This is a genomic window from Aeromonas sp. s3, from assembly GCF_040907805.1.
In the GTDB taxonomy this organism is placed as follows: domain Bacteria; phylum Pseudomonadota; class Gammaproteobacteria; order Enterobacterales; family Aeromonadaceae; genus Aeromonas; species Aeromonas dhakensis.
Map to the genome: position 1 here is coordinate 79,933 of NZ_JBFOCQ010000022.1, position 13,710 is coordinate 93,642.

At 63.4% G+C, this 13,710-nt stretch carries 11 protein-coding genes and 1 tRNA gene; 6 read left to right on the top strand and 6 right to left on the bottom strand.

The genetic code is table 11. The features are described 5' to 3' along the window. The first annotated feature begins 30 nt into the window (after positions 1-30). From AB5Y98_RS12160 to AB5Y98_RS12170, 3 genes are all read left to right on the top strand, one after another. Positions 31-107 (top strand) — tRNA-Pro (locus AB5Y98_RS12160). A gap of 181 nt (positions 108-288) precedes the next feature. Next, positions 289-765, top strand: a complete 477-nt coding sequence (locus AB5Y98_RS12165; RefSeq protein WP_368231978.1) for a ricin-type beta-trefoil lectin domain protein — start codon at positions 289-291, stop codon at positions 763-765. After that, a complete protein-coding gene (locus tag AB5Y98_RS12170; protein WP_005307089.1) occupies positions 765-1,304 on the top strand; it encodes a lectin in 540 nt (179 codons plus the stop codon). Before AB5Y98_RS12165 ends, AB5Y98_RS12170 begins: the two co-directional genes overlap by 1 nt. A gap of 71 nt (positions 1,305-1,375) precedes the next feature. Here the strand turns inward: AB5Y98_RS12170 and AB5Y98_RS12175 are convergent, their stop codons facing one another. After that, a complete protein-coding gene (locus AB5Y98_RS12175) occupies positions 1,376-2,713 on the bottom strand; it encodes an MFS transporter (protein ID WP_005307086.1) in 1,338 nt (445 codons plus the stop codon). A gap of 347 nt (positions 2,714-3,060) precedes the next feature. Here AB5Y98_RS12175 and AB5Y98_RS12180 point away from each other — a divergent pair, with 347 nt between their 5' ends. Genes AB5Y98_RS12180 through AB5Y98_RS12190 form a run of 3 tightly spaced genes read left to right on the top strand, consistent with a single transcriptional unit; the run spans position 3,061 to position 7,980 of the window. Further along, entirely contained in the window at positions 3,061-4,287 is a 1,227-nt protein-coding gene (locus AB5Y98_RS12180; protein ID WP_368231991.1) for an ABC transporter substrate-binding protein, read from the top strand. Then, positions 4,284-6,719, top strand: coding sequence for an ATP-binding protein (locus AB5Y98_RS12185; RefSeq protein ID WP_368231979.1), 2,436 nt, complete (start codon positions 4,284-4,286; stop codon positions 6,717-6,719). Before AB5Y98_RS12180 ends, AB5Y98_RS12185 begins: the two co-directional genes overlap by 4 nt. Next, positions 6,703-7,980, top strand: a complete 1,278-nt coding sequence (locus tag AB5Y98_RS12190; RefSeq protein WP_017785122.1) for a sigma-54 dependent transcriptional regulator — start codon at positions 6,703-6,705, stop codon at positions 7,978-7,980. Before AB5Y98_RS12185 ends, AB5Y98_RS12190 begins: the two co-directional genes overlap by 17 nt. 81 nt (positions 7,981-8,061) lie before the next feature. Here AB5Y98_RS12190 and AB5Y98_RS12195 read toward each other — a convergent pair whose 3' ends face one another. The 5 genes from AB5Y98_RS12195 to spoT all read right to left on the bottom strand — a co-directional run bounded on the left by AB5Y98_RS12195 (position 8,062) and on the right by spoT (position 13,634). After that, positions 8,062-8,874, bottom strand: a complete 813-nt coding sequence (locus tag AB5Y98_RS12195) for a Cof-type HAD-IIB family hydrolase (protein WP_017783517.1) — start codon at positions 8,872-8,874, stop codon at positions 8,062-8,064. Between the two features lie 93 nt (positions 8,875-8,967). Further along, complete coding sequence (locus AB5Y98_RS12200; protein WP_368231980.1) at positions 8,968-10,008, bottom strand: alpha/beta fold hydrolase; 1,041 nt, start codon at positions 10,006-10,008, stop codon at positions 8,968-8,970. Continuing rightward, the gene (locus AB5Y98_RS12205; RefSeq protein ID WP_368231981.1) at positions 10,005-10,667 is read right to left on the bottom strand and encodes a CatB-related O-acetyltransferase; all 663 of its coding nucleotides are present in this window, start codon (positions 10,665-10,667) and stop codon (positions 10,005-10,007) included. The genes AB5Y98_RS12200 and AB5Y98_RS12205 overlap by 4 nt, the downstream gene beginning before the upstream one ends. Positions 10,668-10,669: 2 nt before the next feature. Beyond that, positions 10,670-11,398: a tRNA (guanosine(18)-2'-O)-methyltransferase TrmH gene (gene trmH / locus AB5Y98_RS12210; RefSeq protein ID WP_017780340.1), complete on the bottom strand. Its 729-nt coding sequence runs from the start codon at positions 11,396-11,398 to the stop codon at positions 10,670-10,672. A gap of 118 nt (positions 11,399-11,516) precedes the next feature. Continuing rightward, entirely contained in the window at positions 11,517-13,634 is a 2,118-nt protein-coding gene (spoT, locus tag AB5Y98_RS12215; RefSeq protein WP_005307064.1) for a bifunctional GTP diphosphokinase/guanosine-3',5'-bis pyrophosphate 3'-pyrophosphohydrolase, read from the bottom strand. Between the last annotated feature and the right edge of the window lie 76 nt (positions 13,635-13,710).

Consider the following 13,710-nt stretch of genomic DNA (forward strand, 5'->3'; position numbering starts at 1 on the left):
TCTTTGTTTTTTGTAGAATCAAAATATTCTCGGTGATTAGCGCAGCCCGGTAGCGCATCTGGTTTGGGACCAGAGGGTCAAAGGTTCGAATCCTTTATCACCGACCACATTCTGAAAAACCTCGCTTCGGCGGGGTTTTTTGCTTTCAGCCTTGCCTATCATCCCGGCTTGCCGCGTCGCTGTAACGTTTGTTTACACTCTATCCGGGCAGTCTTGTCCCCCCTTCAGTTATCCTGCCAGCTGGAGTCCTTGGTGACCGGATGTCACAGACCTCTTTCAGGCTTTTTTATGAATAACAAAATCTCGATTTTCTCCTGCAGACCCGCAGTCATGGCCGCCCTGCTGCTGGGCGGTTGTACCCTCAAGCCGCCGATGGATGAGGTGATGAACTCCATGGTCTCCCAATCGCAGAGCGAGTCTGCCTCCTCCCTCTTGCTGACCTACAACGGCTTCTGTGTCGGTGTTGCCGGGCAGCAGGCCGTCACCCAGGTGTGCGGTGCCAAAGACACCTGGTCGTTTGAGTGGGCGCTGGGAGAGCTGAAGATGCAGGAGACATGCTTGCAGGCCAGAAGCGGCAATGAGCTGATCCTGGCTCCCTGCGATGGTCATGCCCAGTGGGTGTGGCGGGAGGACAAGCTGTTCAACAACAAGGCCTCCCGTTGTCTGGATGTCGCGGGGCGGCGTCATACCCCGAATACACCCTTGCGTTTGGCAGAGTGCTATGGCGGTGCCAATCAGAGCTTTCTGGTCGGGGGGATTGAGTGATGCGTCCATCTCCTTTGATTGCCGCCTGTCTCTCGCTTTCGCTGGGAGGGTGCCAGAGTCTGGACTCTTCGGATTTTCTGCTGGGGGCCGTGGTGATCGGTGCCATAGGCGCTGCCGCCTACTACGACCACAAGCAGGAGAAGAAGGAAGCCCGCAAGCGAGAAGAGTCGGGGGGCCAGTTGCTGGCAGCCAATGGCAAATGCCTCGACATTGCCGGCGGCGTGCGCAATGGCAACCAGTTGCAGCTTTGGGACTGCAACGGCGGAGAGAACCAGCGCTTTCGTCTGGATGGCAAGGCGGTGAAGGTCGGCGGCAAGTGCCTGGATGTGGCCGGTGGCGATCGCGACACCGGGGCCAGGGTGATCGCCTGGGATTGCCATGGCGGCAGCAATCAGCAGTGGCGTTGGGAGCGGGATCGGCTGGTCAGCCGCAGCAGTCACCTCTGTCTGGATGTATCCAAGGATGGCAGTGCCAATGGTACTCCCCTGATCCTCTGGCAGTGCCATGGGGGCGACAACCAGCGCTTTCGAAGAAAGTAACCCCGGATTGCCAATGCCAGTCAGCATCAACTGACTGGCATTGTTTTTTGGCGTGTCCCGGTGAACGGGGATCAGTAGTTGACGACTTTTTTGGCGTTCCACACCGTCATGGCGAGCAGCATGGAGACCACGGAGGCTCCGAGCCAGAAGTACTGGGCACTGCTGAAGTCATAGTGGGTCACGCCGTCTATCTCGCTGGTCTTGATCAGGGCCGCAGAGACCAGCTCCTGGATGGAGGCGGCGATGTAGGAGCAGAGGCCGATGAAGCCTTTCACGGCACCGACCGCCGTCTTGGGCATCAGGTCGCAGGCGGTCAGGCCGGCCAGGAACACCACCAGACCACCGATGGCGTAGCCGATCAGGGCCAGCGCGACGGCATCCATCATGCGGCTCTGCGGGCCCCAGAACATCAGGCACATGCCGGCCACGTTGGCCAACCCGTACAGCAGGGTGGGGATGTGGCGGTTGGCGTTGAATACCTTGTCGGAGATGATCCCGGCCAGGATGGCGCCGAGGAAGCCGGCGATGGGGTAGGCCGACATGGCGAAACCGGCGTCGATCAGGCTGTAGCCCTTCTGCTCCTGCAGGTAGAGCACGGCCCAGGAGCTCATGGCGTAGCGGGACATGTACATGCAGGCGCAGGCGGCGGCGATGAGCCAGACGACGGGCTGCTTGAGCACGAACAGCTGGGCGCGGCGGATTTCGGCCGGATCCACCTTCTTGGCGATCTCGGGGGCTTCACCAAAGGCGACGGCCGGCTCCGGCAGGGCATAGGTCTGCGGGCGATCTTTCAGCACCAGATACATGCACAGGGCGGCGATCAGGGAGGCGATGCCGGCGCCGATGAAGCCGGCCTTCCAGCCGAAGTAGCTGACGATGGTGGCGGTGAGGATCCAGGAGATGCCTTCCCCTATGTTGCGCGAGCCACCCCAGACCGAGTAGACCGAACCCCGCTGCTTGGGGGAGAACCACTGGAAGATGGAGACGCAGGAGGGGGCGGAGCCGACGGACTGGAACCAGCCGTTCAGGCCCCACATCAGCACCAGGAAGAAGGTGGCGGTGTTCATGCCCATCAGGATGGTGCAGATGGACGAGAGCCCCAGCGAGACCGACATGAAGCGGCCTATGTTGGCGTAGTCGGAGAGGAAGCCGTTGGAGAACTTGCCGACGGCGTAGGTGAACAGGAAGGCGGAGCCAATGACCCCCAGCTCCTCCAGGGTTACCACGCCGGAGTCCAGCATAGGCTTCTTGACCACGTTGAGGCTCATGCGCACGACATAGAACATGGCATAGCCCAGTACCAGCCCCAGGAAGACCTGCCACTGGTACTTGCGGTAAATCGAGCGGATTTTATCGGGCGAGGCATCCATGACCGGCAGGTCGGCTCGCGTCTTGAAGAAGTTGAACATGGGGTTCTCCGTTTCTATTTTGGCAGCATGGTTTCAGAGGGAGCTCTGATAGCGGCTGCCATCATATGAAGGGAGAAATTCAGCCGGCAAAAAGCCGGATATGGGTCAACTCTGACTCAATCATGGGAAAACCATGAGTCAAAAATGACATATTTGAACTGTCCTATTGATATTCGATGAATAACAATAGCCGCGTGCCGAGGCATAATGAGTCAGAACTGGCTCATCCTCGTGAAAATAAAAATTACGGCATGTGCCGAATATTAGATGTACTGCACATATTCCTGAATTAACGCGCGAGTCGACCGATAGTCATGCACCTCTTTTGCCGCCGGCTGGCCCTGTTCATGGGCTGCGTTTTGTTGCCATTCAGCACCCTGCAGGCCGCTTCACTGACGGTGCTCACCTCGTTTTCGGAGGCGCCGGTCAAGGCGGTGATCGAGGGTTTTGCCGAACAATATCCCGGGATCCGGGTCGAAGTTATTTATCGGCGCACCATTCCCTCCTTGCGCTTATTAACGGAAGCCGATGCACCGCAAGTCGATATTATCATGTCCTCTTCGCCGACTTTTTTTAACACGCTGGACAAAGCCGGTTTGTTGGCGGCTTTGCCAAATGAAACTATGCCGCCCAAATGGCTCGCTCCCCATACCCTGGGGCTGGGCAATAAAGTGGCCGTGGTCGGTTATTCCAGCAGTGGCATCATGTATAACCGCCATTATCTGGCCAAATATCAGCTGCCGCAGCCCACCAACTGGCAGCAACTGGCGTCCCCGATCTTCATGGGGCACGTGATGATGAGCTCGCCCTCCCAGTCCGGCACCACCCACATGATGGTGGAGAGCGTGCTGCAGCAATATGGTTGGCAGCAGGGCTGGGCCCTGCTGATGCGGCTGGGTGGCAACCTGTCGGCCATCACGGCGCGCAGCTTCGGGGTGAGCGACGGCATCAGCCGCGGTCTGGCGGGGGCCGGCCCGGTGATCGACAGCTACGCCCTCACCAGCCAGGCCCGCTTCGATCACGTCGGCTTCAACATCATGCCCGACTCGGTGATCCTGCCGACCTATCTGGGGGTACCCCGTCGCTCGGACAATCCGCACAGTGGCGCCCTCTTCATCCAGTACCTGCTTTCCGACAAGGGGCAGGGGATCCTCGCCACACCCGGCATGGCCAAGGCCACCCTGAGCCAGCCCGGGCTGGCCAGGCAGACCCGTTACGTCACCGACAAGACGCTGCTCTATCGACGGGCAGGCCTGCTCAAGGCCCTGTTCGAGCAGGCCATCACCCAGCAGCTGCCCAGGCTGAAGATGACCTGGCAGGGGATCAACGGGTTGAATACCCATGGCGAGCCCTGGCGGGTTGCACTGCTGGAACAGGCCGTCGCCAAGGCGAGCATGCCGCCGCTGAGCGAGCAGGAGGCGCAGGACCCGGCCCTGCTGGCGCTGTTTGACGGCCTCTATGACCGGGAGCAGGGCAATCCGCAGGCGGAGCGGGTGATGCACCAGTGGCGCCAGGCGACCGAGGCGCGCCTGAACGAGGCGCAGCGGCTGGTCGAACAGGCGGCCAGGCCATGAGCCGGCTGGGGCACCTGCTGGCCATGCCGCGCAGCCTGGGGCGGCGGCTCATCCTCGCCTTCGTGGCCATCACCGCCCTGACCGGCGCCATGGGCATGGCCGCCTATGTGATGTGGGATCGGCTGGGCCGGCAGATCCACCTCATCGTGGAGGAGAGCCTGCCCGCCATCGACAACGCCTATCAGCTGGAGCGGGCCAGTTCCCGCCTGTTGCTGTTGCTGGCCCAGTTGCGCGATACCCGGGATCCGGTGCAGTACCAGCGCCTCTCCCACTCGGTGTCGACCACCCTGGGGGACATCCAGCGCGCCTACCGGCTGGGCACCCCGGGGGATCAGGAGACACCCTCGCAACGCCAGGCGTTCGAGGAGCTGAGCGCGCTGGTGGCGGATCACGGGCGCTACCTCAAGCAGCAGATCGAGCACGCCGAAACCCTGCAGCAACTGCAAAAGCGCAGCAACTGGCTGCATCAGGATCTGGTGGACGATGCCGCCCCTCTGCTGCAGGAGGTGGAGTGGCACCTGACCGGCATGGTGGCCAGCCCGGACGACATGAGCGAGTTTGGCAATGTCATCAAGGAGTTCTCCGCCCTGCAGGATCTCACCTTCAAGGAGAACGAGCTGCAGTCCCTGGTCGGCGAGGTGATCGCCCAGCGTTATCAGCAGGATCTGGAGAGCGCCTTCCTGTTCATCGGCTACAAGATCGACGAGATAGACGAGCTGACCTCGCGGTTGGCGGAGTACCCCTCGACCGTGAGCTACCGCCAGATCCTGCAGGACATCATCACCCTGGTGAAGCCGGACGGCCCGCTGCACCGGCTGCTGCTGGCGGATGTGCAGACCCATCAGCAGCTGACGGCCCTGCGCCCCCGGCTGGACGACGCCGTGTCGCGCTATCACCAGAAGGTCAGCCTGATGGTGAGCGACGCCAACCGCTCCCTCAGCGCACTGGGGGAGGACAGCAGCCAGCAGGTGGCGACCGGCAAGCTGGTGATCCTGGTGGTGCTGGCGCTCACCCTGCTGCTCAGCATCTTCGTGCTGGTGGTGCTGATCGGCCGCCGGCTGATCAAGCGGCTCGATCTGCTGGGGCAGGAGCTGGACAGGGTCGCGGCAGGCCGGCTGGACGTGCCGGTCAGCACCAGCGGCCGGGACGAGATCGGCCGACTGGGCGACAGTTTGCGCCACTTCAGCCTGCAGTTGCAGCAGATGGAGCGGGCCAATGCCCTCAATCTCATCAACAACACCCAGGCCTGCCTCATCACCTGCCATCCTGATGGCACCATAGAGTCGGTCAACCCGAGCGCGCTCACCCTGTTCCGGCAGACCGGCGTCGAGCCGGGTCGGCCGTTGTGGCAGGCCTTTCCGGCAGAGGCGAGGGCGATGCTGGCGGAGCAGTTCGGGGCGGACCAGCCGCTGCACCGGCTCGGCCACAGCGAGTGCACCCTGGCCTGCGATCAGGATGAGACGCCCCGTTTCCTGCATCTCAACCTGCGCCGCTTCGAACAGGGGCGCGGGTACAGATTCATCATCACCATCACGGATGTCACCCGCCAGGAGCTAACGGCCAGGGAGCTCAGCCTGCGGGTGGCGGAGCGTACCCGCGAGCTGACCGAGAACAACCGGCTGCTGGCGGAGGAGGTGGTGCAGCGCCAGCAGGCGGAGCGCACCCTGCTGCAGACCCAGGATGAGCTGATCCAGGCGGCCAAGATGGCGGTGGTGGGACAGGCGATGACCAGCCTGGCCCACGAGCTGAACCAGCCGCTGTCGGCGATGATGACCTACCTCTACACCAGTCGTGCGGCCCTCGCCGCCGGCCAGCTGCAGGCGCTGGACCAGGACCTGGGCAAGCTCGACAAGCTGGGGCGGCGCATGAGCCGCATCATCAATGCGCTGCGCCATTTCGCCCGCAAGTCGCCGGCGGAGGAGGTGCGGGTCCGGCTCGAGCTGGGGGCGCTGGCCGAACAGGCCATGTTGCTGCTGGAGACTCGGGCGAAACGCGATGGCTGCACCCTCTGCAACGAGTTGCCGGAGGGGCTCTGGCTCGAGACCGACCCAGTGCTGCTGGAGCAGGTGCTGGTCAACCTGCTGGTTAACGGGCTGGACGCGGTGGCCGGGCTGGCGCGGCGGGAGATCCGGCTGCAGTTGCTGGAACAAAACGAAGCCCGGCTGCGACTGGCGGTGGTCGACAGCGGCGCCGGCTTCGGCGAGGCGATCCTGCCCAGGCTGTTCACCCCCTTCACCACCTCCAAGGAGGTCGGGTTGGGACTGGGGTTGACCATCTGCCGCTCCCTGCTGGCCCGCTGCGGCGGCGAGATCATGCTGGGCTCGGCGCTGACTGGCGGCGCCATGGTGATTGTGGAATTGGCGGTGGCCGACCCTGCCGGGTCGAACGCCCATCAGAACGAGGAGAGTGCCATCTATGCTGTTGCCCGCTAACCGTCCCGCCAACGTGCTGCTGGTGGACGATGACGAGGACGTGCTGGAGTCCTATTGCCACCTGTTGCGGCTCTCCGGCTACCAGCCGAGGGCGACCACCTCCCCCCACGAGGCGCTGGAGCTGCTGGCCGGCCAGTGGCCCGGGGTGCTGGTCTCTGACATCTACATGCCCGCCATGAACGGCATGGAGCTGTTGGCCCGGGTGCACGAGATAGATGCCGAGATCCCGGTCATCATGATCACCGGCCATGGCGACATCCCGCTGGCGGTGAAGGCGGTGAAACAGGGGGCGTTCGACTTTCTGGAGAAACCGCTTCATCCCCAGGATTTGCTGGGCCTGCTGGAGCGGGCCTGCCAGCAGCGCAGCGCCGTGCTGGCGCGCCGCAGCGAGATCCAGGCGACGGTGGATGACGAACTGATCGGCACCAGCCCGCAGATAGTGGCGATCCGCGGCCAGCTCAACCAGCTGGCGCAGACCGACAAGGATCTGCTGCTGGAGGGGCCGGCCGGTTCTGGCCGCCACACCCTGGCCCGGCTGCTGCACAGGATCAGCGCCCGGCGAGAGCAGGCCTTCCAGCTGCACGACTGCGGGTCGGCACCCAATCTGGCCGAGGTGCAGGCCAGCCTGGCGCAGGCCGATCAGGGCACCCTGGTGCTGCAATCCCCGGCCCGCCTGAGTGCCGACTGCCAGCGCTGGCTCGGCAACCACCTGCTGGATCAGGAGCGCAAGGGAGGCAAGTCGCTGCGCACCATAGCGCTGTTCGAGGAGTCGCCGGAGGCGCTGGTGGAGCGCCAGCAGCTGATGCCTGAGCTCTACTACTTCCTCTCCCAGGTGCGGCTCAGGCTGCCGCGGCTGGTGGAGCGCAGCTGCGACATCATTCCCCTGTTCCGGGCCTTTCTGCGACAGGGCTGCAAGCGCATCGGCCGGCCGGTGCCGGCGGTGGATCGGGCCTATCTAGAGACGCTCAAGCGGCATCAGTGGCCCGGCAATCTGCGTGAACTGCGCAACGTGGCCGAGCTCTATGCGGTGGGGATCGTCAAGCTGGCCGGTGCGGAGCGGGCCATGCCGCTGGCCAGCGGCAAGGAGCCGCTGGACGATCTGGTGGAGGAGTTCGAGCGACGGGTGATCGAGGATACCCTGTTTCTCTTCTCCGGCCGGGTGACCGACGCCGCCCAGTACCTCGGCATCCCGCGCAAGAAGCTCTACCTGCGCATGAAGAAGCACCAGCTCGACAAGGAGCAGTTCAAGCCGGCCACCTGAGGGGTTGCCGGCCTGCTCGTTCGGAAGGTTATCCGGGCGGGAGCACGCCATGAGCCGCAGCGTGGCTCATGGCGCCTTGTCTCAGGCGACGTCGACGCCCTGCAGGGCGAACAGCTGCTCCAGATAGACGGCGACGCCGTCTTCGTCGGAGCTCAGGGTCTGCTCGTGGTTGGCCAGCGCCAGCTTGAGCCGGTCGTGGGCATTGCCCATCACCACGCCGCGGCCGACCATGCTCAGCATCTCGAAGTCGTTCATGCCATCGCCGAAGGCCACCGCCTGGGACATCTCCAGCCCGTGCTGCTCCAGCACGGCGCGCACCGCATTGCCCTTGTGCACCCCGGCGTGCATCACCTCGAGACAGTCCGGCAGGGAGAAGGTGACGTTGAGCCGATCACCATAACGCTGGTTCAGCTCTGCCTCTATCTGCAGCAGCTTCTCGTGCTCGCCGATGTAAAACACCTTGTTGACCTTGTCCAGCGGGTGGCTGGCGAGATCGGTCAGGCGATAGCTGAAGCCGGATTCATGATGGAACTGCAGCAGCCAGGGCATCTCCTCTTCCACCAGCCACTCGTCGCCGTAGTAGAGGTTGATGTGGATGGAGGGGTCGCGCTCCAGCGCGATCAGCTCGGCCGCCACGCTGTCCGGCAGGGCCTGGTTGAAGATCAGCTGATCCTGCTTGTCGTGCACCACGGCGCCGTTGGAGGTGATGAGATAGATGTCGAGCCCGAGCGTGTCGCGGATGCTGCGCACATCCACATGGTGACGGCCGGTGGCCACCACGAACTTGACTCCCTGATCCACCAGACGGTGCAGGGTATCGCGGGTGCGGGGGGAGATCTGGTGCTGCCCGTTGAGCAGGGTGCCATCGAGATCAGATACAACGACCTTATACATCATCACCTCGGGGTTACGAATGAAAGCGGGAGCAGTTTACAGCAACCGCTCCCGCGACCCCATTTATTTAGGGATACAAAAAATAACCAGCCGTCAGTAGCGCGCGAAGAAGGCCAGGGTGGCGTTGAGCGCGGCCTGGCGCTGGGGATCGGCCTCCATGAACAGCTCGTGCCAGGCCCCTTCGATACGCAGCGGCTTGCCCCCTTCGCAGCGAGCGAGCGCGCAGAAGGCATCCTGCGCCGCGTTGTCCACCACGCCGTCGTCACCGGCCTGCAGCAGCAGCAGCGGCGTCTTGATGGCGCCGGCCTCGGCCACGGCGGCGTCCGCCCCCGTCAGCCCCTGATAGATCCAGTGGGCGGTGGCACCTCCCAGCTTGATCTGCGGGCGCTGCTCATAGAGCTCGCGGAAGGCCTGATAGCGGGCTTCGCTGTGGCTCAGACCGTTGTCAGCAAAGGCGTGGCTCTCGTACGGGCCCTGACCCGGGCCGTAGGGAGGCTCGCCCAGCCAGCCGCCGACCGTGCCTATGGTGGCCGCCAGCCCCTTGGCCAGCCACTTGGGCAGGCCGCCCAGATTGATGCCCATCATGGGGGAGGAGAGCACGGCCGCCTCGATGTCGCCGGGCCAGCGCTCCAGATAGCGGGCCGAGATGGCGCCGCCCATGGAGTGGGCCAGCAGGAACAGCTTGGCGGGTTGGTCCGGGGTGATCACCTCGTCATGAAACTGCTTGAGATCGAGCACATAATCGTCGAACTGGTCGACATATCCCTTCTCCGGGTCGGCTAGCAGCCGATCGGACAAGCCCTGGCCGCGGTGGTCGATGAGGTAGAGGCTGTAGCCCTGACGCCACAGATCCCAGGCCAGCTCCTGATACTTGAGGTAGCTTTCGACCCGGCCGTTGACGATGAGGATGGCGCGATCGACCTTGGCCTGGCGCAGGGCGGCATAGCGGATGGTGACGCCATCCTTGTCCTTGAAGGCGCTCTCGACGGCGTGCTGGCGCCAGAAGTCGGGGAGCGTCTGTTGATGGAGGGTGGCGACGTCGGCTTCCGGCGTCAGCTGGTAGGGATTGTTCACGGCGAGGGCTCCGGCGGAAAACAGGGTCAGGGCCAGCAGGGCGGGCGACATCAGCTTCATGATGCCGACTCTTGCTGCCAGTGCTGGTAAAGCCCCTCGATGTCGCCCGAGCAGAGCAGCGGCATGGCCGCCTGCAGGCGCGGCAGCGGCCAGTCCCACCACCGCATCTCTTGCAGCAGGGCAATCTGCTCATCGCCGAAGCGGCGACGGATCGGCTTGGCCGGGTTGCCGCCGACTATGGTGTAGGGCTCCACATCCCGGGTGACCACGGCGCGGGTGGCGATAACGGCGCCATCGCCTATGGTGATGCCGGGCATGATCATGGCTTCCGAGCCGATCCAGACATCATTGCCGACCCGGGTATCCCCCTTGCGTTGGAAGCCGCTCTGCACCCCGTCGCCAAAGGTGCCCGGATCGAACGGGAAGGTGGATACCCACTCCATGCGATGGCCCTGATTGCCCGCCAGCAGGAAGGTGGCACCCGAGCCGATGGAGCAGAACCTGCCGATAAGCAGGCGATCCACCTCGCCCCAGATGCCGCTCTCCCAGGTCTCCCGAGTCGAGCCGTCACCCAGCAGATAGCGTACGCAGTGATCCTCGAACGTCTTGCCATGGTAGTAGCCGGAGTAGTAGCTGTAGTCGCCCGCCTCGATATTGGGGTTGCTGAGATGATCCCGTATTACCTGGGACTCCAGCCAGCTGCCAAAGGGACTATTCATTCTTATTGCTCCTGTAATTGCTCATCTTGCTGTGCTGCCCAGCCTTTGCGGGTCAGCTGCATCTGCTGCCACCACTGCTCGTCAGCCAGGATCTCACCGGCCGGGCCGAGCTGGGGATAGGGCATCTCCTTCTCCTTGCAGAGCTGGGCATAGATGGGATAGCCCCCCTCGAACAGTATGCTGTTCTGCTCTTCCAGACTTAAGGGGCAGCCGCGTTGATAACAGCCGGCCAGTTCGCGTTGGCGCTGGGCCTCGTAGAGGATGGCGGCGGCGGCCACCGAGACGTTGAGGGACTGCACCATGCCCACCATGGGGATGACGATATGGTGATCGGCCAGGGCCAGCGCCTCTTCGCCGATGCCGTGCTTCTCCTGGCCCACCAGGATGGCGGTGGGTTTGGTGTAGTCGATGGCGCGAAAATCCACCGAGCTGTCGGAGAGGTGAGTCGCCAGGATCTGCATGCCGGAGGCCTTGAGCTCGGCCACCGCGCTGCCGATGTCCGGATGCAACTTCACGTCCACCCAGTTCTGGCTGCCGCGGGCGGTACCCTTGCGTTTGTGGATCCAGCTCTTGGGCCAGACCGCGTGTACCCGGTGGATGCCGATGGCATCGGCGGTGCGCACGATGGCGGCCAGGTTGTGCGGCTTGTGGACCTCTTCCATGCAGACGGTCAGATCGAGCTGGCGCTGGGCCAGCATGTCGGAAATTCGTTTGAAGCGTTCAGGTGTCATGTCAGTTTCTATCGGGTGAGGCTGGTGCGCGCATCGCTTGCATGCACAGGGTCAAATCGGGCCGGCGCCGGGCCAGCATGTCTCTTGAAAAGCAGCAGGCGGCTTGCGCCGCCTGTGTTCAGTTTTTCTGCCGGCTCACCTTGAGCACGTTCGGCATCACCCGGATCTTGCGCATGATGTTGGCGAGGTGGATCCGGCTCTTGGTGGTGATGAGCAGGGTGACCAGATAGACCCGGCCATCCTTCTCTTCGGTGCTGATGGCGTGAATGTTGGCGCCGGTGGCGGCAATCACGTTGGCCAGCTCCGCCAGGGCGCCCTGGTGGTTGACGATCTCGATGCTGATGCCGGTACGGAACTCCTGTTCCTGCTCCTTGTCCACTTCCCACTGCACCGGCAGGTACTTGTCCGGCTCCTTGCTGTAGCCCTTGATGTTGCGGCAGGCTTCCTGATGGATCACCAGCCCCTTGCCCGGGCTGATATGGGCGATGATGGCGTCCCCCGGGATGGGGCGGCAGCAGTTGGCGAAGGTGACCAGCATGCCGTCGGCACCCTTGATCGGCATCTTCTTGCTGCTGGATTTTGGCTGTTCTTCCGGCGGCAGTTCATCCCCCAGCATGCGGCGCGCCACCATCACGCTCATGGCGTTGCCAAGGCCCACGTCGGCCAGCAGGCCCTGCAGGTTCTCGTGCTTGGTGTCGGCCAGCACCTGCTTGATGCGAGGCTCGGGGATGTCTTCGATGTTCTTGGCGCCGAGCGCATGGTTGAGCAGGCGGCGACCCAGCACCACCGACTCTTCGGTACGCAGGTTCTTGAGGAACTGGCGGATCTTGGAGCGGGCCTTGGTGGTCACCACGAAGTTGAGCCAGGCCGCGTTCGGGCGGGCCCCCGGGGCAGTGATGATCTCCACCGTCTGGCCGGAGTGCAGCGGGCTGCTCAGCGGATAGGGGTGGCGGTCGACCCGCGAGCCGACGCAGGCGTGGCCGATGTCGGTGTGCACCGTGTAGGCGAAATCCACCGGAGTGGCCCCGGCGGGCAGCTCCATGATGCGCCCTTCCGGCGTGAACACGTAGATCTCGTCGGGGAAGAGGTCGGTCTTGACCCCCTCGATGAATTCAAAGGAGCTGCCGGCGCTCTGCTGCAGCTCGAGCAGGCTCTGCATCCAGCGCTGGGCACGGATCTGGGCCGTGGTGCCCGAGCTGTCGCCATCCTGCTTGTAGGCCCAGTGGGCGGCGACGCCCTTGTCGGCCATCTGGTCCATGAATTCGGTGCGGATCTGCACCTCCACAGGCACCCCGTGCGGCCCCACCAAGGAGGTGTGCAGCGACTGGTAGCCGTTGGTCTTGGGGATGGCGATGTAATCCTTGAAGCGGCCGGGGCGGGGCTTGTAGAGGCTGTGCATCTGGCCCAGCACCCGGTAACAGGTATCTATGTCCTTCACCCTCACGCGAAAGGCGTAGATATCCATTACCTCATGAAATTGCAGCTCTTTTTTCTCCATCTTGTTGTAGATGGAGAACAGGTTCTTCTCGCGGCCGCTGACCTGGGATTCGATGCCAGCCTCCCGCAGCCGGCCTTCAATCTCGCTCTGGATGGAGTCGATGATCTCGCGGCGGTTGCCGCGGGCGCGCCGTACCGATTCGCGCAACACCCGCGAGCGCATGGGGTAGAGCGCCTCGAAGCCCAGCTCTTCCAGCTCGTTCTTCATGGTGTGAATACCGAGGCGGTTGGCGATGGGGGCGAAGATTTCGAGGGTTTCCCGGGCGATGCGGCGGCGCTTGTCCGGCCGTAGCGAGCCCAGGGTGCGCATGTTGTGGGTGCGGTCGGCCAGCTTGATCAGGATGACCCGGATATCCTGGGTCATGGCCATCACCATCTTGCGGAAGTTCTCGGCCTGGGCCTCCTTGCGATCGCGAAACTTCAGCTTGTCGAGCTTGGAGACGCCTGATACCAGCTCGGCGACGGCATCGCCAAACAGTTCGGCCAGGTCGGCCTTGGTGACAGGAGTATCTTCGATGACGTCGTGCAGCACGGCGGCCATCAGGGTTTCATGATCGAGGCGCATGTCGCCGAGAATACGGGCAACGGCAACCGGGTGGGTGATGTAGGGCTCGCCGCTGGAACGCATCTGTCCCTGGTGAGCATCACGGGCCACCACATAGGCTTGCCTGAGCTTCTCCACCTGCTCGGGGGGCAGGTAGGAACTGGCTATTTCTTTAAGATTTTCAAATAAATACAAGACAGTCCCCGCAGCGGTGAAACGGCAATCCGTGGATATAGAGGGTATAGTCCTGAGTTTGCGAGGTTTTCGAGCG